The sequence below is a fragment of the Pedobacter sp. MC2016-05 genome, from assembly GCF_026239735.1.
Lineage (GTDB): Bacteria > Bacteroidota > Bacteroidia > Sphingobacteriales > Sphingobacteriaceae > Pedobacter.
In genome coordinates, this window is record NZ_JAPIVT010000011.1 from 84,506 (window position 1) to 103,524 (window position 19,019).

General features: G+C 37.7%; 21 protein-coding genes. 11 read left to right on the forward strand and 10 right to left on the reverse strand.

Annotation, left to right across the window (positions count from 1 at the left end; translation table 11 throughout):
* Positions 1-205: 205 nt before the first annotated feature.
* From OQZ33_RS14860 to OQZ33_RS14875, 4 genes are all read right to left on the reverse strand, one after another.
* Entirely contained in the window at positions 206-1,627 is a 1,422-nt protein-coding gene (locus OQZ33_RS14860; protein WP_056851338.1) for a Glu/Leu/Phe/Val family dehydrogenase, read from the reverse strand.
* Between the two features lie 133 nt (positions 1,628-1,760).
* Positions 1,761-1,979, reverse strand: coding sequence for a CcmD family protein (locus OQZ33_RS14865; RefSeq protein WP_265799828.1), 219 nt, complete (start codon positions 1,977-1,979; stop codon positions 1,761-1,763).
* Between the two features lie 73 nt (positions 1,980-2,052).
* On the reverse strand, positions 2,053-2,715 hold the full coding sequence (ccsA, locus tag OQZ33_RS14870; protein WP_265799829.1) for a cytochrome c biogenesis protein CcsA: 663 nt from the start codon (positions 2,713-2,715) through the stop codon (positions 2,053-2,055).
* 121 nt (positions 2,716-2,836) lie between these two features.
* Positions 2,837-3,502, reverse strand: coding sequence for a heme exporter protein CcmB (locus tag OQZ33_RS14875; protein WP_265799830.1), 666 nt, complete (start codon positions 3,500-3,502; stop codon positions 2,837-2,839).
* Positions 3,503-3,870: 368 nt separating this feature from the next.
* Here OQZ33_RS14875 and OQZ33_RS14880 point away from each other — a divergent pair, with 368 nt between their 5' ends.
* Both OQZ33_RS14880 and OQZ33_RS14885 read left to right on the forward strand, forming a co-directional pair.
* The gene (locus tag OQZ33_RS14880) at positions 3,871-4,350 is read left to right on the forward strand and encodes a methylated-DNA--[protein]-cysteine S-methyltransferase (protein WP_265799831.1); all 480 of its coding nucleotides are present in this window, start codon (positions 3,871-3,873) and stop codon (positions 4,348-4,350) included.
* A 1-nt stretch (position 4,351) separates the two neighbouring features.
* Positions 4,352-4,738, forward strand: a complete 387-nt coding sequence (locus OQZ33_RS14885; RefSeq protein ID WP_265799832.1) for a hypothetical protein — start codon at positions 4,352-4,354, stop codon at positions 4,736-4,738.
* Between the two features lie 34 nt (positions 4,739-4,772).
* Here OQZ33_RS14885 and OQZ33_RS14890 read toward each other — a convergent pair whose 3' ends face one another.
* From OQZ33_RS14890 to OQZ33_RS14905, 4 genes are all read right to left on the reverse strand, one after another.
* Entirely contained in the window at positions 4,773-5,186 is a 414-nt protein-coding gene (locus tag OQZ33_RS14890) for a hypothetical protein (protein ID WP_265799834.1), read from the reverse strand.
* Positions 5,187-5,331: 145 nt separating this feature from the next.
* Complete coding sequence (gene gldC, locus OQZ33_RS14895; RefSeq protein ID WP_010602534.1) at positions 5,332-5,667, reverse strand: gliding motility protein GldC; 336 nt, start codon at positions 5,665-5,667, stop codon at positions 5,332-5,334.
* Between the two features lie 126 nt (positions 5,668-5,793).
* Entirely contained in the window at positions 5,794-6,066 is a 273-nt protein-coding gene (locus tag OQZ33_RS14900; RefSeq protein WP_265799837.1) for a hypothetical protein, read from the reverse strand.
* A gap of 4 nt (positions 6,067-6,070) precedes the next feature.
* Complete coding sequence (locus OQZ33_RS14905) at positions 6,071-7,417, reverse strand: DEAD/DEAH box helicase (protein WP_265799839.1); 1,347 nt, start codon at positions 7,415-7,417, stop codon at positions 6,071-6,073.
* 390 nt (positions 7,418-7,807) lie between these two features.
* On the opposite strand from OQZ33_RS14905, the gene OQZ33_RS14910 reads away from it, so the two are divergent.
* The 5 genes from OQZ33_RS14910 to OQZ33_RS14930 all read left to right on the forward strand — a co-directional run bounded on the left by OQZ33_RS14910 (position 7,808) and on the right by OQZ33_RS14930 (position 12,234).
* Positions 7,808-8,881, forward strand: a complete 1,074-nt coding sequence (locus tag OQZ33_RS14910; protein ID WP_265799840.1) for an IS110 family transposase — start codon at positions 7,808-7,810, stop codon at positions 8,879-8,881.
* A 447-nt stretch (positions 8,882-9,328) separates the two neighbouring features.
* Positions 9,329-10,663, forward strand: coding sequence for a dihydroorotase (locus OQZ33_RS14915; protein WP_265799841.1), 1,335 nt, complete (start codon positions 9,329-9,331; stop codon positions 10,661-10,663).
* 33 nt (positions 10,664-10,696) lie between these two features.
* Positions 10,697-10,894, forward strand: a complete 198-nt coding sequence (locus OQZ33_RS14920) for a DUF2683 family protein (RefSeq protein ID WP_265799842.1) — start codon at positions 10,697-10,699, stop codon at positions 10,892-10,894.
* Positions 10,895-10,897: 3 nt separating this feature from the next.
* Positions 10,898-11,158, forward strand: a complete 261-nt coding sequence (locus OQZ33_RS14925) for a Txe/YoeB family addiction module toxin (protein ID WP_265799843.1) — start codon at positions 10,898-10,900, stop codon at positions 11,156-11,158.
* Entirely contained in the window at positions 11,158-12,234 is a 1,077-nt protein-coding gene (locus tag OQZ33_RS14930) for a DUF3810 domain-containing protein (RefSeq protein WP_265799844.1), read from the forward strand. Before OQZ33_RS14925 ends, OQZ33_RS14930 begins: the two co-directional genes overlap by 1 nt.
* 38 nt (positions 12,235-12,272) lie before the next feature.
* Here OQZ33_RS14930 and OQZ33_RS14935 read toward each other — a convergent pair whose 3' ends face one another.
* Complete coding sequence (locus tag OQZ33_RS14935) at positions 12,273-12,854, reverse strand: tRNA-(ms[2]io[6]A)-hydroxylase (RefSeq protein WP_265799845.1); 582 nt, start codon at positions 12,852-12,854, stop codon at positions 12,273-12,275.
* Between the two features lie 189 nt (positions 12,855-13,043).
* On the opposite strand from OQZ33_RS14935, the gene OQZ33_RS14940 reads away from it, so the two are divergent.
* From OQZ33_RS14940 to OQZ33_RS14955, 4 genes are all read left to right on the forward strand, one after another.
* Positions 13,044-14,267, forward strand: a complete 1,224-nt coding sequence (locus OQZ33_RS14940) for a glycosyltransferase (protein ID WP_265799847.1) — start codon at positions 13,044-13,046, stop codon at positions 14,265-14,267.
* 585 nt (positions 14,268-14,852) lie between these two features.
* Complete coding sequence (gene hscA / locus OQZ33_RS14945) at positions 14,853-16,709, forward strand: Fe-S protein assembly chaperone HscA (protein WP_265799848.1); 1,857 nt, start codon at positions 14,853-14,855, stop codon at positions 16,707-16,709.
* A 150-nt stretch (positions 16,710-16,859) separates the two neighbouring features.
* The gene (locus OQZ33_RS14950) at positions 16,860-17,351 is read left to right on the forward strand and encodes a hypothetical protein (protein WP_265799850.1); all 492 of its coding nucleotides are present in this window, start codon (positions 16,860-16,862) and stop codon (positions 17,349-17,351) included.
* Positions 17,352-17,426: 75 nt separating this feature from the next.
* The gene (locus OQZ33_RS14955) at positions 17,427-18,458 is read left to right on the forward strand and encodes an LLM class flavin-dependent oxidoreductase (protein WP_265799851.1); all 1,032 of its coding nucleotides are present in this window, start codon (positions 17,427-17,429) and stop codon (positions 18,456-18,458) included.
* 112 nt (positions 18,459-18,570) lie between these two features.
* On the opposite strand, the gene OQZ33_RS14960 is transcribed toward OQZ33_RS14955, so the two are convergent.
* Entirely contained in the window at positions 18,571-19,014 is a 444-nt protein-coding gene (locus OQZ33_RS14960; RefSeq protein WP_265799852.1) for a DUF4395 domain-containing protein, read from the reverse strand.
* Positions 19,015-19,019 lie beyond the last annotated feature (5 nt).

Consider the following 19,019-nt stretch of genomic DNA (forward strand, 5'->3'; position numbering starts at 1 on the left):
ATTGAAGCTCCCGAGGAATGCCTTTGGTACAATCTCATTTGTGGTATTATTTTATCATAAGATTGCTTCGTACCTCGCAAGGACGACCGTTCAAAGCAAAGAACTAAAATTTCCAAAAAAAATCCTTGCAAATTTTATATCTGCAAGGATTTATAATAAATTGCGAATCTTGACAAAATCGAGATTCGCAATTACTGTGATAGGCTTATGGCCAAACACCTAAATTCATGTAAGAAACAGCAATTTTATCAATCGAATTAACAAATGCCGCTGTTCTTAATGTTTGGGTCGCTGGTTTATTTACCAAAGTCTCACGGATCTCGTGGTAAGAATGAATCATTGTATCTTCCAAACCAGAGTTCACCAATTCGATCTCAGATGCACCTTTAACAATCATTAAGCGGTGTTCTGGAAGGATAGTCTTACCTGTTAAGTTTTCTAATGTATTAATCAGATTAGCATTCGAGTTAGCTGCGTAACGGTTTTCCATGCGGCCAAAAGCTACGTGAGAAAGATTTTTTAACCACTCAAAATAAGAAACCGTAACACCACCGGCATTGCAATACATATCTGGAATAATTATTCCGCCCATTTCTGTGAAAATAGCCTCAGCTTCTGGAGTTGTAGGTCCGTTAGCGCCTTCGGCAATAATTTTTGCTTTAACGTTGCGGATGTTATGCTCTGTAAATTGGTTTTCTAAAGCTGCAGGAACAAGGATATCACAATCCTGCTCTAAGCCGTCCATCGAGTTTTTGAAATCTGTAGCACCTGGAAAACCAAGGATTGAACCCGTATTTTTGCGGTGTGCAAAAACTTCGTCTACATTTAAGCCGTTCGGATTATATATTGCTCCTTCGTACTCACATAGACCTACTATAGTCGCTCCAAATTCGGCCAGGAATTTAGCAGAGTGATAACCCACGTTACCCAAACCTTGAACAATTACCCTTTTATCGCCCAAACCGGCTTTGAAACCAAGTTTAGCCATATCTTCTGCAACATCTACGCATTCACGTACAGCGTACGCAACACCACGGCCAGTAGCTTCTTTACGTCCGCGAATACCGTGGAGTGCAATTGGCTTACCAGTAACACAACCTAATGCATCTAACTGACCAGGATTCATGGTCATATAAGTATCTGCGATCCAACTCATTTCGCGTTCGCCTGATCCATAATCAGGAGCAGGAACGTCGATACCAGGACCAATAAAATTTTTCTTGATTAACTCTGTTGTATAACGACGAGTGATGGTTTCTAACTCGGCAACACTATATTGTTTAGTGTTGATTTTGATACCACCTTTAGCGCCACCAAATGGAACGTTTACGATGGCACATTTGTAAGTCATAAGGGCTGCAAGCGCCATCACCTCATCTTCGTTAACCATTTCGCTATAGCGAATACCACCTTTTGTCGGACTCATATGATGCGAGTGCTCAACACGCCAAGCATCAATTACTTCGAAACCATTTCCACGGCGAATTGGGAATTGGAAACGATAAACACTATTACACGCTTTAATCTGGTTCAATAAACCTTCAGGATGGTTGGTGAATTGAGCCGCACTGTCAAAGTTCTTGCATACATCAGCAAAAAACTTGTTCTCGTCTGCTAGATTAGCCATTATTTCTTTTTTATGAATTAAGTATGCCGCAAAATTGCCTAAAAAAAACGCATATATCCAAATGAAAAAATACTTAGTGTAAAGCCAACACCAATTAAAACTGGAGAGAAAGACAGCTTCAAACTGTTTAAACTTAGTTTTTAGGTAAGTTTTCTTTTTCGATTTTTTTTAATCTTTTATCGATAGAGAAAAGGTAAGCCAATAATCCAAGCAAAATGATCACTATGCAGACAACAACAACGTAAATTTTACCATCGCTACGCAACTTATCCGCCATTTCTACGCCATTATCTTGCGCAGATAGCTGGATTGTAACAAGCATTAATATTAAGGAGAACAATATCTTTTTCATGTTAGTTTTTAATTTTTTTGGTGTTTTTAATCTTGGATGGTTAGTCTTTAATCCTTTGTCCTTGCTCTTTAATCTAATTTGCTTGTTGTTTGTTTTCTAGTGAGCGTAATCTGAATTTAATGGTGTAAACCCAGTAACCAATTAATATCCAGCCTAAGCATGCCGGGTAAAATACCATCCGCATTCGGCTATCTAAATCGTAGCTGTTAAAACCCGGGTTACCACCATTACCAGGATGTAATGAATCTTTTAGACGTGGTAAAACGAAAAGCAGAACCACCATCATCGGGAAAGCGAAGATGTTATAGATGGCAGAAATTTTAGCTCTTTTTTGTTCCTCATCTATCGCATTGCGAAGAATTAAGTAAGCAAAATAGAGTAAAACTGAAATGGCTGCAAAGTTTTGTTTAGGATCGAAACTCCAAAACTGGCCCCAGGTATATTTTGCCCAGATGGCACCTGTTACTAATCCTAACAGACCAAAAATGATCCCTGCATTTACGCTTTCTACAGCTTTCATATCATCAATTTCACTTTTGGAGCTAAGAGATTTAATACTGTAAAAGACAGAAATGGAGAACAATACAATCATGGCAAACCACATAGGTACGTGGAAATATAAATTCCTGATTGATTCATTTAAAATAGGCAAACGAGGCACGCCAAGCAACAAACCTGCAATTGCAGTATAAACTACCAGCACTGAACCTAAAATTTTCCACCAAGTTTTATTCATACATATATTAATTTTGAAGGAGTGATTTTTGAAGGAGTGAATATTGCCGCTGTTATTCAATGATTTTAAGCGATAGAAATTCACATTCTCTCAATCATTCATTCTATCATTCAATCATTTTTTAGTCCCGCCAAAGGTAAGGAAATAACAATAATGAGGTGGCAACGGTAAGCATATTTACAACCAACAACATTCCAATTTCATCGTAACTATTCTCCCAGGGCAAGCCATCAACTGCATTTTTTGCTAATTTTATTAAAAGTATGAGTACCGGAATAATAATCGGGAAGCTTAAAATTGCCATCAGCATTCCACCGTTACCGGCTTTACTTGCAATGGCTGAAACCATAGTAAAAACTGTTGAAAAACTGATGCTACCCATCACGACGGCTACGTAATATAAAAGCAAATCGGGCGGTGTAAACGAATCGAACACCAAAGTATAAAAACCCAATGCGATGGTAGTTAATACCAACATTAGCAAAACGTTATAAACTGTTTTCGATATTAAAACCGCAGCCGGACTCGCTAAAACGTAACTATATAACTGTTGCCCTTTAGTTTCCTGTAAAAAACTTTTTGAAACTCCGTTGATAGATGCAAACAAAATAATTATCCAAAACAATGCATTCCAGGCAAGCTTATCGCTCAAACTTACAAAAGATAAATAGCAGGTAAAAATGGTGGAAACTACATACAATAATACACCGTTGATGGTATATTTGGAGCGCCACTCTAATAGCACTTCCTTGTGGATTAAATATTTAACCTCATTGGCTAATTGCATAACCGCAAAGATACTTTTATTGATAAATATTGTAAGGGTAATTTGTTGGATTGTTGTAATATTGTTTAAAGTTTTAGCTGTTAAATATTAACCACGGAAAGACAGAATATACGAAAAACTATCTGTTAGATTACTTAAAAAGTAAATAATGTTTTTTTTATTCCGTGAACTCCGTGCTTCCGTGGCAAAAATATTTTATGGACTATAACGACGAAAGACGAAGCTAGTTAGAAAAGAGACTCAGCCACGGAAACACAGAATACACTGAAATATTAGCCAAAGATGAAAAGGATAAACACAGATAAGTTATTTGATTGTTATTGTAAGCCAAAATCTGTGTTTATCTGTGAACATCTGTGGTAAAAAATATGGATTACGCATCAGTTTTAGAATCGCCAATTGGAACAATAACCATCTTAGCTGATGATGATTTTGTTTACGCCATCACTTTTTCAGAGCAAAATATTGATGAATTAAAGGAAAATGAGTTGACCAAAATTGTGGCAAAGCAACTTGAAAATTATTTTGAAGGTGATTTAAAAGCTTTCGATTTTCCAATAAAACAAAAAGGAACTGAATTTCAGCAAGGGGTTTGGCAAAACCTACTTAGCATCCCTTATGGTGAAACTACCTCGTATGCTAAGTTTTCGGCACATCAACCCTTAGCCATTCGGGCAATAGCTGCTGCTAACGGCAAAAACAATATTGCTGTAGTGGTTCCTTGCCATCGAGTAATTGGTAGCAGCGGAAAATTGGTGGGTTATGCCGGTGGCTTATGGCGAAAACAATGGTTGCTGCAACACGAAAGAGAGGTTTCAAAGAAAGGTCAAACAGAATTAAAATTTTAGCATGGATAAATTATCAGATAATGCCGATACGAAAAATATAAAAGCAATTCGTTTAATCAATATTACCGACGGGAAGTGTGATTTTGAATCAGGAACAATACCAATCAGGCAGCATATAAATGCTAATTACTTCTTCGCTCAAACGGATGTTTCCTTACAATACAGTCCCCATGCAGCTCCACGCAGGCAGTACGTTATTACGCTGAAAGGGAAATTAAAATTTACGGTAAGTAACGGTCAATCCTTCATTCTTGAACCTGGGATCATTTTAATAGCTGCAGATACATTTGGTGAAGGACACACCTGGGAAATTTTAGATGGAGAAGAATGGGAAAGGATTTATATCCCACTGGAAGATGGTGCTGATGACCATTTTACAGCTAACTAGATACAAATAGAGCAATATTGTGTCTCATTTCAAATTACTTCAAAGAACCTGGGTTACTTAATTTTTCTCCCTTTTTAGCACTGAAAAGCATAAAAATCACTCCTACTAAAAGTACAATCCATCCCCATTGAAAATGTACTACCTTACCAATTAACTTATTTGCAAAACCATATTTAGTATAATTATTGGCTGTAAAATAAACTGCTATAACTGCCAGCACATACCAGATGGCCATTACGAAACTTATAAACCGAAATGCACCCGCTTTTCTGATAAAAAGGAAAAGAACAGAAATTGCGATGATTGAATAGGTAATAAAAAATAGACGGGCATCAGACTGATATAAGTTCCAATTTCCTTTTATCGGCACCTTTAACATCGGACAAAAACCTGCCACTACACATAACACAATGCCTAACCAGGCTCTGAATTTATTTAGAATTAACATTTTGATTCAAGATTTTAATTTTTTCCTGCGGGTTGATTACACTGATTTAAAGATTTCACAGATCTTAATAATTGATTTTGCTATTAGATCATATCTTATCACTAATTAGTTTCGCATTTTTAATGACTAATGACTAACGACTCAATTACTGCCCTTCAATAATCCCCATCTTTTCCGCGAAATGCGCACAGTAATCACGTAAATCTTCCACAATTAAGGTTTCGTTTGTAGCCTTTAAAAAGCTATCGCCCATGGTTTGCAGCGTTTCGTAGAAAAACCGTTTCATTTCATCAACAGGCATATCTTTTGTCCATAGATCTATTTTCAGAGTATTTTTATAGTTATGGTCCCAAACGGATAAAAACATCGCTTTAGCTGGTACTTTATCCGCATTACCAGAATCAGTACTTTCCCACAGGATGTTATCGGGATTATTTGCCTCGTCTAACTCAACTGTTAGTTTTATTTCTGCTGTCTTCATTTTCAAAAATTGATTATACCGATAAAAAGTATGCAGTTATCAGTTTATTTTTACGGTTGCAAAGATGCTTATTTTTTGATTTGATTGCACCGATGAATGAATTGGAAAGATTTTTTTACGCTTGAATTACGCTATTTTTCTAATGATAATGATCAGGATAACGGTGATAACGATAAAGATAGATTCTACAAGCCAAATCTTCTTCAAATCTTTAAGTGTAAAACGGAAAATTAAATCGGTAATAAAAGTAACCAAGATCAGGCATCCTAAAATAAGCAGATAAAAACCACTCATGTCGATCTGTCGTGGTGCATTATCTTTAGCCGTTAATAGATTAAAAACCGCTAAGCCTAAACCGGCGGCTCCAATGATGTTTAAAGGGGTAATCCTCAATTTCATTTGACTACTTCTTCTTATCGAAACGTTTACCTTTTTTAAAACTTTTCACTTCTTTTCCAGCCTTAGCTTTAGCTTTTTCTCTTGCCTTCTTATCGATTGCTGCAGCATGTTTTTTCTCATGGAAAGCACCTTTAAAATCGGGATCTTCCTTGCGTTTTTGCATGTCAATTTCCTTGGCAATATGCTGGCGTTCCTCGTAAGGGGTTTCATCAATGTAAACACCTTCCGGAATTTCAGCTACAGGAATATATTGGCGAATTAATTTTTCAATCTTGCGGATGTAGTATTTTTCAGCATCGGTAGCAAAAGTAATGGCATCGCCTTTGGCAAAAGCCCTACCCGTTCTGCCAATTCTGTGCACATAATCTTCAATAATAATAGGTACATCAAAATTTATAACATGACTTACATCACTTACATCAATCCCCCTACTGGCTACATCAGTGGCCACTAGTACGCGGATGTTACCTTCTTTGAAACTATTTATGGAGTTAATTCTGGTATTTTGTCCTTTATTAGCATGAATCACCCGAACATTGTCGGCACCATATCTCCGCTCAATAAAACTGAAGATATTATCTGCTACTGTTTTAGTTTTACAAAAAATAATCAACCTGGTAAAAGCCTCATCATTTTTTAAAAGATGTTGTAAGAGATTGATTTTGGTTTTGAAATTTGGAACGTAATATAAGGTTTGCGTCACATTGGCAGCAGGTGTAGCCTGTGCAGATGCCTCAATCACCAAGGGGTTATTTAAGAAATCTCCAGCAATTTTTTGAACTAAATCGCTCATTGTTGCAGAGAATAACAAGTTTTGGCGTTTGCGTGGAACGATTTCTAAAATCCGATGTATCGAACCGATAAAGCCCATATCCATCATTTTGTCGGCCTCATCAAGCACCAAAAATTTCAAGCTTTGCGTGTTAATATCTCCATCTAAATATAAATCTAAAAATCTTCCAGGCGTAGCAATTAAAATATCAACGCCTTTTGCTATTTGCTCTTTCTGCGTTTTCGGACCAATTCCGCCGAAAATTACCAGCGAGCGCAAGTCTGTATAAGTAGAGAATAGCTTCACCTGCTCAGCAATTTGCATGGCCAGTTCACGTGTCGGAGATAAAATTAAAGCTCTCGGATTTTCACCCTGAGCGTATTTTAACTGCATTAAAATGGGCAAAACGAAAGCCGCAGTTTTTCCAGTTCCAGTTTCGGCAATACCAAAAATATCTTGTCCTGATAGCACCGGTGCAATTGCTTTTTCCTGTATCGGGGTGGCAACGGTATAACCTGCATCGGCAACTGCATTTAAAATTTGCCTGTTTAACTTAAATTCTTCGAACGGTTTTCCCATAGCGCACAAAGATAAGCTTTTTAAGCCGAAAGGCTTAAACTAGTCTGAAGTTCGGAGTCGTGAGCTAATGAAGCTAAAATCACTTAAAGAGATTTAGGGGAAAGCAATAAACGTAGTTCTTCTATCGTTCCAATCTTTTTTAACTTCTGTCATTCTGGGGCACGAAGAATCTCTTTCATCGGTTACAGATGCTTCGTACCTACCATTGACGTTTTTAACTTTACGTCATTTATATTGATTTTATGAAATAAATTAACCCTCAGCACGACAAATATTTTCAGGGTTGCTGCAAATGAAAAAGTATCCATGTATTAATAACAAGCCTTAGTTCGAGTAGTAGTCAAACTTGCTACAATAAAAAGAATAATTTTATACTCAAAACTAAGGCTTATGTCAAATATACGTGAAACTGTAGATTTTTCAGGAGAACAGATAAATGTTGGAATTGATGTTCACCTGAAGCATTGGAATGTGACCATCTTCCACAATCAGGTCTACCTAAGGAAATTCCAGCAGGAATCCAATCCTGGGATTTTTATCAAACATTTACGCCATCATTATCCCAATGCCAATTTCAGGCTGGCTTACGAGGCTGGTTTCAGCGGTTTCTGGGCACAGCGGATTTTTAGTGAGTCTGGTATTGACTGCCTGGTTGTTAACGCGGCTGATGTCCCCCAGACTGATAAGGGCATTCGCACCAAGAATGATGTCAACGATTCCCGAAGGATAGGTGCTGCCCTGGCAGGGGGTATGCTTGAGGGGATCTATGTGCCCAGCTTAATACAGGAAAGCGACCGCTCGCTTGTTCGCTATCGCTATCGTATAGCCCGTGACCTGAACAGATGTAAATCAAGAATCAAGAGCCTGCTTTATAAGTTTGGAATTACCATCCCCCCTATATTTACCAAAGGTAAGTGGACCAGGGCATTCCTGCTTCGGCTTAAGTCTACCCAATTGGGTTTTGAACATGCAGATTTGACCTTAAAACGAATGATCAGACAAGTTGAATATTTCCAGGGACAGTTACTGGAGATTAGTCGGGATTTGAGGGCCATGCTCCGCTCAACGGTATACGCTCAACAGGCGAGCCTTTTAATGACCGTTCCGGGAATCGGTGCACTCACTGCCCTTACCCTTTTGAGCGAGCTGGGCGATGTGAAAAGATTTCGTACTTTTTATCAGCCTAACGCTTTTGTTGGCCTGTGCCCGACTGAATTTTCAAGTGGGGATTCCGAACGTGTCGGCCCACTAACACCAAGGCACCACTCATTGCTCCGGAGTTTACTAACAGAGGCTGCCTGGACAGCGATCAGGTTGGACCCGGCAATGCTGCTCGCATACAATGAGTACAAAAAAAGGATGAGTGGTAAAAGAGCCATAATAAGAATTGCAAGAAAGATGTTAAATCGGATTTATTATATATTACTAAAACAACAAGGATATGAAAAAGGAATAATAAAATAAGTTAAGATTGCTACCATGGATTATCCCATTATAATACCGACAGAGACTACTAGGAAATACCTGTAAGAAAATACATTCAAAAAGTTTGTAGCCTGTCTTTTATCCAAATCAGAAAAAAATTGATACCTGTAGCGCAAAAGTGTTGACTACTAATAGGAGGTTGGGAATGATTGGAAGCAAAATATTATATTTGTAATGAGAAACAAATGCCTGGAAGAACGGCGGATATCGAATGTCTGCTGTTCTAAAGGGAAGTTTTGGCCTATTCTCTTCTAAGTGCCTAATATTAATCATAGGAGTATTTCCACTTTATTAGGTTTGTTTTAAGTCAAAACAGCAACATCAAACTTAATTTCACACCTCTCATCCGCCCAATCCCGCTACTTTATACTTTTTACTTAATACTTTATACTTCCCACTTTCTACTAAAACACTACCTTTGAAACCATGAATGCTTACTTGATAAAAGCCGCAACAATTGTAAACGAAGGGCAGAAATTTGTTGCCGACGTATTAATTAAAGATGGATTTATTGCCAAAATAGGCCAAAACCTTTCTGCAGATAATGTACAGGAAATTAATGCCGAGGGACAGTACCTTCTACCAGGAATGATTGATGACCAGGTGCATTTTCGCGAGCCAGGTTTAACGCATAAAGCGGATATTTTTACGGAAAGTATGGCAGCTGTAGCAGGCGGAATTACGTCTTTCATGGAAATGCCAAACACGGTTCCAAATACTTTAACACAAGATTTACTTGCTGATAAATATGCTATTGCTGCAGAAACTTCATTAGCCAATTACTCATTTTACATGGGTGCCAGCAATGATAACATTGAAGAAGTTTTAAAAACCGACCCAAAAAATGTGTGTGGCATTAAAATTTTCATGGGTTCCTCAACCGGCAATATGTTGGTTGATAATGAGAAAACCTTAGAAAATATTTTTAGCAAAGCAGCTATTTTGGTAGCTACCCATTGTGAAGATGAAGCCACTATCCGCCATAATTTAGCCGAATTTAAGGCAAAATACGGTGACGATTTAACGATAGAAATGCATCCCTTAATTCGTAGTGCTGAGGCTTGTTACAAATCTTCATCTTTAGCGGTTGAGCTGGCAAAAGCCTTCCAAACGCGTTTGCACATTCTTCATATTTCAACGGCGAAGGAAATTGCACTTTTCGATAATAGCATCCCATTAAAAGATAAAAAAATAACTGCGGAGGCTTGCGTTCATCACCTTTGGTTTAATGATAAAGACTACGCAACTAAAGGAAACTTCATCAAATGGAATCCTGCTGTTAAAACCAAAGAGGATCAGAATGGTATTCTTCAGGGCGTTTTAAATGATAATATTGATGTAATTGCCACCGACCATGCGCCACATACCTTGGAAGAAAAACAACAGCCTTATTCACAAGCGCCATCAGGCGGACCATTAGTTCAACATGCTTTGCCTGCTTTATTGGAAATGCATTTGCAAGGCAAAATTTCATTAGAGAAAATAGTGGAGAAAACCGCGCATAACCTGGCTATCTGTTTTGATATTGAAAAACGTGGATTTATTCGTGAAGGCTATTGGGCAGATTTAGTTTTGGTTGATTTAAAAGACTCATGGAAAGTAACCAAGTTGAATAATTTCTACAAATGTGGCTGGAGTCCTTTTGATGGAGATACTTTCCAAGCAAGCGTTACACACACTTTTGTGTCAGGAAATTTGGCTTATCAGAAAGGCAGATTCACTACCGACCAGATTGGAAAGCGCCTAACTTTTGCCAGATAGATTTGTTATATTTGTTTATCAAGCAACATCAAAATGGAAACTTTAATCGTGCATCCTAAAAATGAAGAACAGGCTACTACTTTGAAAGCGGTTATGAAAGTTTTGAACATTGATTTTGAAACTGAAAAGAGTTCTTATAATCCAGAATTTGTTGCTAAAATAAAAAGAGGTCAAGAACAAAAAAAAGCTGGAAAAGGTATTAAGATTGCTGTTGAGGATTTGTGGAAATAGCAGATGGAAATTCAGTTCGTTGACGATTCTTTATTAGATATCAAATTTTGGAAGAAACCCGGGAATAAAGCTATACAAAAGAAAATTGAGCAATTAATATTGGCCATTTTTGAAGACCCATATGATGGAATAGGAAAACCAGAAGCGCTAAAACACGAATTTTCGGATAAACGGTCTAGTAGAATTAACGAAGAGCATAGGATAATATATGAAGTCAAAGGAGATGTTCCTTACATATATTCCTTAAAAGGCCATTACAAATAATGACCTCAATAAAAAAACTTTCTTTAAAAACTGTCGCTATATTTAGCATAGCCCTATTAGTTTACATCTTCGGACTGTTCCCAAGCCTAGTTCAAAAATATTATTCAACAGGTATTTATCCTTACATTTCTTCTTCACTAAGGTTTCTATCCTCTATTTTCCCTTTTGCCATTGGTGATATTGTTTATGCCTTGTTGATCGGTTTTGTCGTTTACCGGATCATCAGGTTTTTCAAAAAAACAAAATCTTTAAAGAGAGAACACAGAATTATTGTACCGCTACAGGTTTTAAACTTTTTTTTAATTCTTAACATTATTTTCAAATTGGTTTGGGGCTTAAATTACAGTCGGCCAAGTGTGAGCAACGAACTAGGTATTGGAAATGAAAAGTATAGCGTAAAAGAGTTGGTTCTACTGGGAGAACATTTTGTTAAAAAAACAAATGATTTAAAGTTAAAGCAGACGGAAATTCCCGCTTCCGCTATCAAGTACTTGGAAATTAGCTCATCAAAAGCTTATCACTTAATGGAGAAAAGGAATCGATTATTCTGCTACAAAAACCCTTGTTTAAAATCTGTTTTAAGTCCTTATTTAGTGAGCAAAGCAGGAATAGAAGGTTATTATGCGCCATTAACAGGCGAGGCAAACATGAATATGGCTTTGCCTGATTTTGTAAAACCGTATGTTTCTTGCCATGAAATTGCACATCAACTAGGCATTTCGTACGAAGATGAGGCTAATTTGCTTGGTTATTTAACTGCCAGCAATAGTCCCGATTTGAACTACCAATATTCGGCTAATTACGAGATGTTGAGGTATATTTTGTTTGAGATCAGGATGAAATCTCCTGAGGACTACAAAATACTTCACGATAAATTATCTGAAAAAGTTTTAGCGGATTTTAAAGCGGAAAAAGAGTTCTGGCGAAAATACAATGGTGACATGTTTGGATACATGGATGCCGCTTTCGATAGTTTCTTAAAGCTCAACAACCAGCCTAAAGGAATTGATAGCTATCAAGATATCCTGATTTGGCTCTGGAATATTCATAAAAAAGAGTTAAAGGTTGAAAGTTAAAGTTAAAACGAGAACTTACCACTTATAACTTTCAACTTCTATCCATGTATCGCCTCTCTCGTTCCGAAACTTTGGATTAACTCCCCTTCAAATTCAAGCCACTCTTTCCAGCGTTTATCAACATCAACATCTGTAGAATATTTACGGGCGAAATTTAGAAAAGTAGTGTAATGACCAGCCTCCGAAACCATAAGCTCATGGTAGAATTTTGCTAGTTCTTCATCTTTAATATTCAAAGACAGCACTCGAAAACGCTCACAACTTCTGGCCTCAATCATGGCGGCGAACAACAGCCGATCAACAAAAGCCTGGTTTCTGCTACCGTCTTTTTTACTGAACTTCACTAAACGGCCAACGTAATCATCCTTCCTTTCTCTGCTTAAAGTGTAACCGCGGTGTTTAATGATTTCAATTACCATTTGAAAATGCTGCATTTCTTCAATAGCAATGGCCGTTAATTCATCAACTAAATCCTGGTGCTCAGAATTCTGAGTGATTAAAGTAATGGCGTTTGATGCTGCTTTTTGTTCGCACCAGGCATGGTCAGATAAAATTTCCTCTAAATTCGATTCCGCAATATTTGCCCAACGTGGGTCTGTCAACAATTTTAATCCTAACATGTGGTGGTGTAAGTGAGCTGCAAAATTAAGAATTTCCCGCAGATCGACGCAGAATTAAAAACCGCAGATTGAAATAGTTTCATAAGTTCTATTCTAAATCCGCGACCATCTGTGAACCTTATCATCTTAAATCTACGGAAAATTAATTCTACCCGAATAAAAACCTTTATTTTACAGAAATTTTAAATAATGAGTGCAAAAAAAATATTAATCATTGGATTGGTTTGGCCTGAGCCTACTTCATCAGCAGCGGGAACAAGAATGATTCAATTGGTTGATTTGTTTTTGCAGAAAGGTTGTCAGGTCACTTTTGCCTCCGCGGCATCGAAAAGTGATTTCAGTTTTGATTTCTCACACACTTCAGTAGTTGAGGAGTCAATAAAACTGAATGATGAAAGTTTCAATTTATTTCTTCAAAAGTTAAACCCCGATATTGTACTCTTTGATCGCTTTATGGTTGAGGAACAATATGGTTGGCGGGTCCAGCAGGAATGCCCCGATGCGCTTCGGATTTTAGACACTGAAGATTTACATAGCCTGCGAAGTGCCAGACAGCAAAGTGATAAGAAGCAGTCGGAAATCGATTTATTTTCTGATACAGCAAAAAGAGAAATTGCTTCGATTCTGCGTTGCGATCTTTCATTAATTATTTCTGAGGTGGAAATGAAAATTTTGGAAGAAACTTTTAAAATCGATCTTTCATTACTCTACTACCTCCCGTTTCTTGAAAACGAAATCACAGAAGAGTCCATTAAAAATTGGACACCTTTTGAAGAAAGGGCAGATTTTGTTTTCATCGGTAATTTTTTACACGAACCAAATTGGAACACCGTCCAGGTATTGAAAACCAAAATCTGGCCAGCGTTAAGGAAAAAACTACCTGGCGTAAATATGAATATATACGGTTCTTATGCCTCTCAAAAAGTGTTACAGTTAGAAAATAAAAACGAAAAGTTTTTTATTCTTGGAAGAGCCACTGATGCAAGGCAAACGATTTCGAAGCACAGAATTTTACTCGCTCCTATCCAGTTCGGTGCAGGTGTTAAAGGCAAATTTATCGATGCCATGCAAGTCGGAACGCCATCTATTACCACTTCAGTTGGTGCTGAGGCCATGAAAGGTTCGCTGGATTGGAATGGATTTATTAAAGATGACTTAGTGGATTTTATCGAGAAAGCGATTTTGCTTTACAATGATAAAACGGTTTGGTCTGTAGCTCAACAAAATGGCATTAAGATCATTAATGAGCGATATTCGTCTACGCATTTTGCTGACTCATTTATAAGTGTTTTGGAAAATCTGGATATCCAGAAACATCGCCAGCATAATTTTATTGGTCAGATTTTAAATCATCATACTATGCAAAGCACAAAGTATATGTCGTTGTGGATTGAAGAGAAGAATAGAAAGTAGTTTGTCTTAGCCAGACAGGCTGGTTCTTCGTCACTTTTGGTGAAAACCTATAAATGACACCATATTTGATTAGATCCCTAGCTGCACGCTGAGCTTTTTCGACCTTGAAAATCATTGTTTTGGAGTAGGATATGTAATCCTTCACCAAAAGTGAAGATGAACCGACAGGCTTTCCCCTTTTTCTTGATAAAAATGAACACTGCCGAGTGTTTCTACCTGTTTAGTAGCAGTGTTCAGCTCCCCTCCTTATTTTCAAGGAAGGGTTGGGGGTGGTTTGCTTCCCAAAAGCGTTTTACTTCTGTTCATAAACCTGATTGGCGGGGAAAGCCCAAATTTTTTCTGTTTGGCTTGTACCAAAAGCAGGGCTGCTTTTCGCGAAGGATTACAGAACCATTCATTTCCAATCAGGATTTAAAGATTTTCAGGATAGGAAAAGATTACGGCCCAGGATTTTAGGATTGAAAGATGAAACAGAACTTACGGCTTTTATCTCCGAACTTTCCGCTCTTGGGCTTATCGGCTTTCTTTACAACATTAAAACATTTCAATCTCTAAACATTGCAACAATCTGCGTAAATTCGCAGCATGGCAAAAATTTCAATTAACCTTGCTACAGGTTCGTTTCAAAAGGAAGAAATTATAGTAGGTATAGATTTAGGCACCACAAACAGTTTGGTTGCTTTTATCAATCCTGATAAAAACCCGCAGGTAATTAATGATGCTGGTAAGGGGATTTTGGTTCCTTCGGTAGTATATTTCAACAGCCAAAACGAAGCGATTGTGGGTAATGAAGCGAAAGAATTCTTAACTACAGACCCAGCCAACACCATATTTTCAGTGAAGCGATTACTTGGCCGCTCTTACAAAGATGTTGCTGAACACAAAGATATATTTTCTTACAAAGTGATTGATGATGGCACAGATGCTTTGGTAAAAATTCAGGCAGGAGATCGTTTTTATACGCCAATCGAATTATCTGCTGAAATTTTAAAAGAACTGAAAGCAAGGGCAGAACATGCTTTAAAAACGCCTGTGAATCGGGCCGTTATAACTGTTCCGGCGTACTTTAATGATAGTCAGCGGCAGGCCACAAGGGATGCCGGAAAACTTGCCGGCCTTGACGTAATGCGGATTGTTAACGAACCAACCGCAGCAAGTTTGGCCTACGGAATCGGGCTTGATCCGACTGAGCAAAAAACCATTGCCGTTTACGATTTAGGTGGAGGAACTTTTGATGTTTCTATCCTCCAAATTCAAAATGGAATTTTCGAGGTTTTGGCTACCAATGGCAACACTTACCTCGGCGGTGATGATTTCGACCGGGCGATTTTAAACTATTGGATTGAAAATAATAAACTTGATTTTGCAGCGGTTGCTGCGGATAATATTTTAATGCAAACCTTACGTTTAAAGGCTGAAGCAGCTAAAAAAGCGCTTTCTACTCAAAATTTATACAACGAGCAGGTTGGCGAAATCTGGTGTACTTTGTATAAGCAAACTTTTGAGCAACTCATTACCGCAAAGGTGGATGAAACCATCACTGCATGTAAAAATGCTTTGAAAGATGCAGATTTAACTTCAGCAGATATTGATGAAGTAATTTTAGTTGGCGGTTCTACCCGTACGCCATTTGTAAAGCAGGCGGTAGAGAATTTCTTTAGCAAAAAACCGCAGGATAATATTAATCCTGATGAAGTTGTGGCCTTAGGGGCTGCTATCCAGGCTGATGTTTTGGCAGGAAATCGTTCTGATATTTTATTGCTTGATGTTACGCCTCTTTCGCTTGGGATCGAAACGATGGGTGGTTTAATGGATGTAATTATCTCTCGTAACAGCAAAGTACCTACCAAAGCTGGTCGTCAATACACCACTTCGATTGATGGGCAGGTAAATATGAAAATTTCTGTTTACCAGGGTGAACGCGATTTGGTAAAGGAGAATCGTAAACTAGCGGAATTTGATTTGAAAGGGATTCCGGCGATGCCTGCAGGTTTGCCAAAAGTAGACATCAATTTTTTGTTAAATGCTGATGGAATTTTAACTGTACAGGCCATTGAACTCCGTTCGGGTGTAAAACAGGAAATTGAGATTACGCCAAGTTATGGCTTAAGCGATGATACTGTTGAAAAAATGTTGTTAGATAGCATTGAATTTGCGCAAAGCGATGTAGAACAACGCATGTTAATTGAGGCTCGAAGTGAGGGCGAACAACTCCTTTACACTGCAGAGCGGTTTATTGAAAAGCATGCTGAACATTTAACAGAAGAAGAAATTACAGAAACAAAAGTTCATATCGAAGCTTTGAAAACGGCTTTAGCCACACAGGGAAAAGATACGATTTTGAAAAAAGCCGATGAGTTGAATGAGTTCACTCGTCCGTTTGCTGAACGTGTAATGGACGCAGCGATTTCCACAGCGATGAAAGGTAAGAAGATAGAGTAAGGCTGAAGATGAGTGTTTGATAATTTAGGTTAAATAGTCATGCTGAATGTGTTTCGGATTTTTTTGATTTACCATCTAAGAGATTTAAGGAAGTTTAATGCAGTTCGATTTTAATGAAAATTACACTTCTTAAAATTTTGAAAATTCGTCATGTTAAGCTCTGAAATCAAAATACTAGATTGGATAGGAAATTTTAAGGAAATGGTTGCTCAAATAAAGGTTAAAGACAATGGAAACTTAGGATTTATAATAATCCCAATTTGCTTATTTCCTATATTTTTTCTTGCGGCTTCTGGAATTTTTAGTTTAGATTATTTGAAAGCTTTTATTGTGATATTCATAATATTTATTATTTATATGGTATTTGCTGTAAAATTCTTGAAAGGTCAAGAAGATGTTTATGCAATTATTGCTGATGAGAATGAAATAACAATCAGAAATATCGGGAAATACGAATGGAGAGAAATTGAAAGCATAAAGTCTGAAAGGACTTCATTATTTAGCTATGATAGAAATAAGAATAAATTTTTAAATGTAATATTGAATAATGGGAAAAAAATCAGGATTAATGCGACCAACTTTGATTATCCAATAGAGGAGCTAGAAACCATATTCAATTCCTTAGGAAATCTGGAAAATTAATTCTCCTTTTCTTACCATACATCAAAACTTCTCTGCCCCTAACCTATTAACTTTGCTATATAAATCTTAGCAATTATGGAATTAGGTATCGGCATGTTCGGCGATTTGCAAGTTAATGCAAAGGGAGAAATTCAACCCGCCCAACAAAGACTTCAGGAAATTATAGAAGAAATTAAATTGATGGATGAAGTAGGATTAGATTTCTACGGCATCGGTGAACACCATCGTCCTGATTATGCAGTTTCGAGTCCAGAGATTATTTTGGCTGCAGCCGCAACGGTTACCAAAAATATTAAGTTGAGTAGTGCAGTATCGGTTCTTAGCTCATCAGATCCAGTAAAGCTTTACCAAAACTTTGCCACTATCGATTTAATTTCAAACGGCAGAGCCGAATTAATGGCTGGTCGCGGGAGTTTTATAGAATCCTTTCCATTATTCGGGTACAATCTTCAGGATTACGATGAACTTTATGAGGAGAAATTAGCGCTGCTTTTAAAAATTAACGAAGAACCAAAAATAACCTGGAAGGGAAAATTCAGGCCAGAGCTGGTTAAACAGGAGGTTCTACCCCGGGCTGTTAATGATCATTTAAAAATCTGGGTGGCTGTTGGGGGTACACCAGAATCGGTTGAACGTGCGGGACGATTGGGTTTACCCGTGATGTTTGCGATTATTGGTGGGCAGCCTTCCCAATTTAAACCGCTATTTGATTACTACAAAAAAGTTTATCAGGCTTACGGGCACGATATGAATAAATTTGAAGTCGGTGTACATATGCACTCACTATTTGGCGAGGATAGCCAGGAAACAGCAGATTATTATTATCCCTTATACTCCGCTCAAATGAATAGAGTAGGAAAAAGCCGTGGTTGGCCTCCGTTCCAAAGAAATCAATTTGAAGCTGGCAGAAGTGCTAACGGCGCTTTGATTATTGGCGATGCCGCAGAATCTGTGGATAAAATCCTTGCTATGGAAGAAACCTTTGGCTTAACCCGTTTCTCAGCACACATGGACGTTGGCGGACCATCACATGTGGCAATGATGAAATCGATAGAAATCTTCGGAAACAAAATCGCCCCGGAAGTGAGAAAAGCTTTGAGCAAATAGTCTCAGATCGTCCTTTCGAAATGAGCTTTTCGCGATTGAGAAATCTTTGAAATGGCAAACTTCGGTTTTTAAAAATTCTTGGCTCGGCTCAAAAAAAGCATGTAATAAACGCTTAATACTTGTTACCTTTCGAAATCAGATTGACGAAAGTATAAACATAACAACCTACACAAACGCCTAATAAGCTTTCGAGCAAGGCAAAAATTATCATTATAGCAGTTAGTGTTAAGGCCACTGTTAAGAAGTTCAGTATAAATGTCGCGGTAATCAATAGGCAGAAGACAAAGCCCATGGTTGCCGCGAATTTTTTAGGCGCTAAATCGGTCATTTTAGGCTTTAAGCTGAAAGCGTTAGCTAAATTAATGGCTACAAACTTCATCGGACTAAACTTTCCAGAACTAAAAGCCCTTAAAGCAAAATCGACGGTTAGGAAAAACATCACCCAATAATTTGAGAATATAACACAGCCAATTGCAATGCATGCAACTATAAATGCAATCAATCTAACTACATTTTCATTTACTCTTTCTGCAGAGATGGGACAGGATATTTCCATTTATC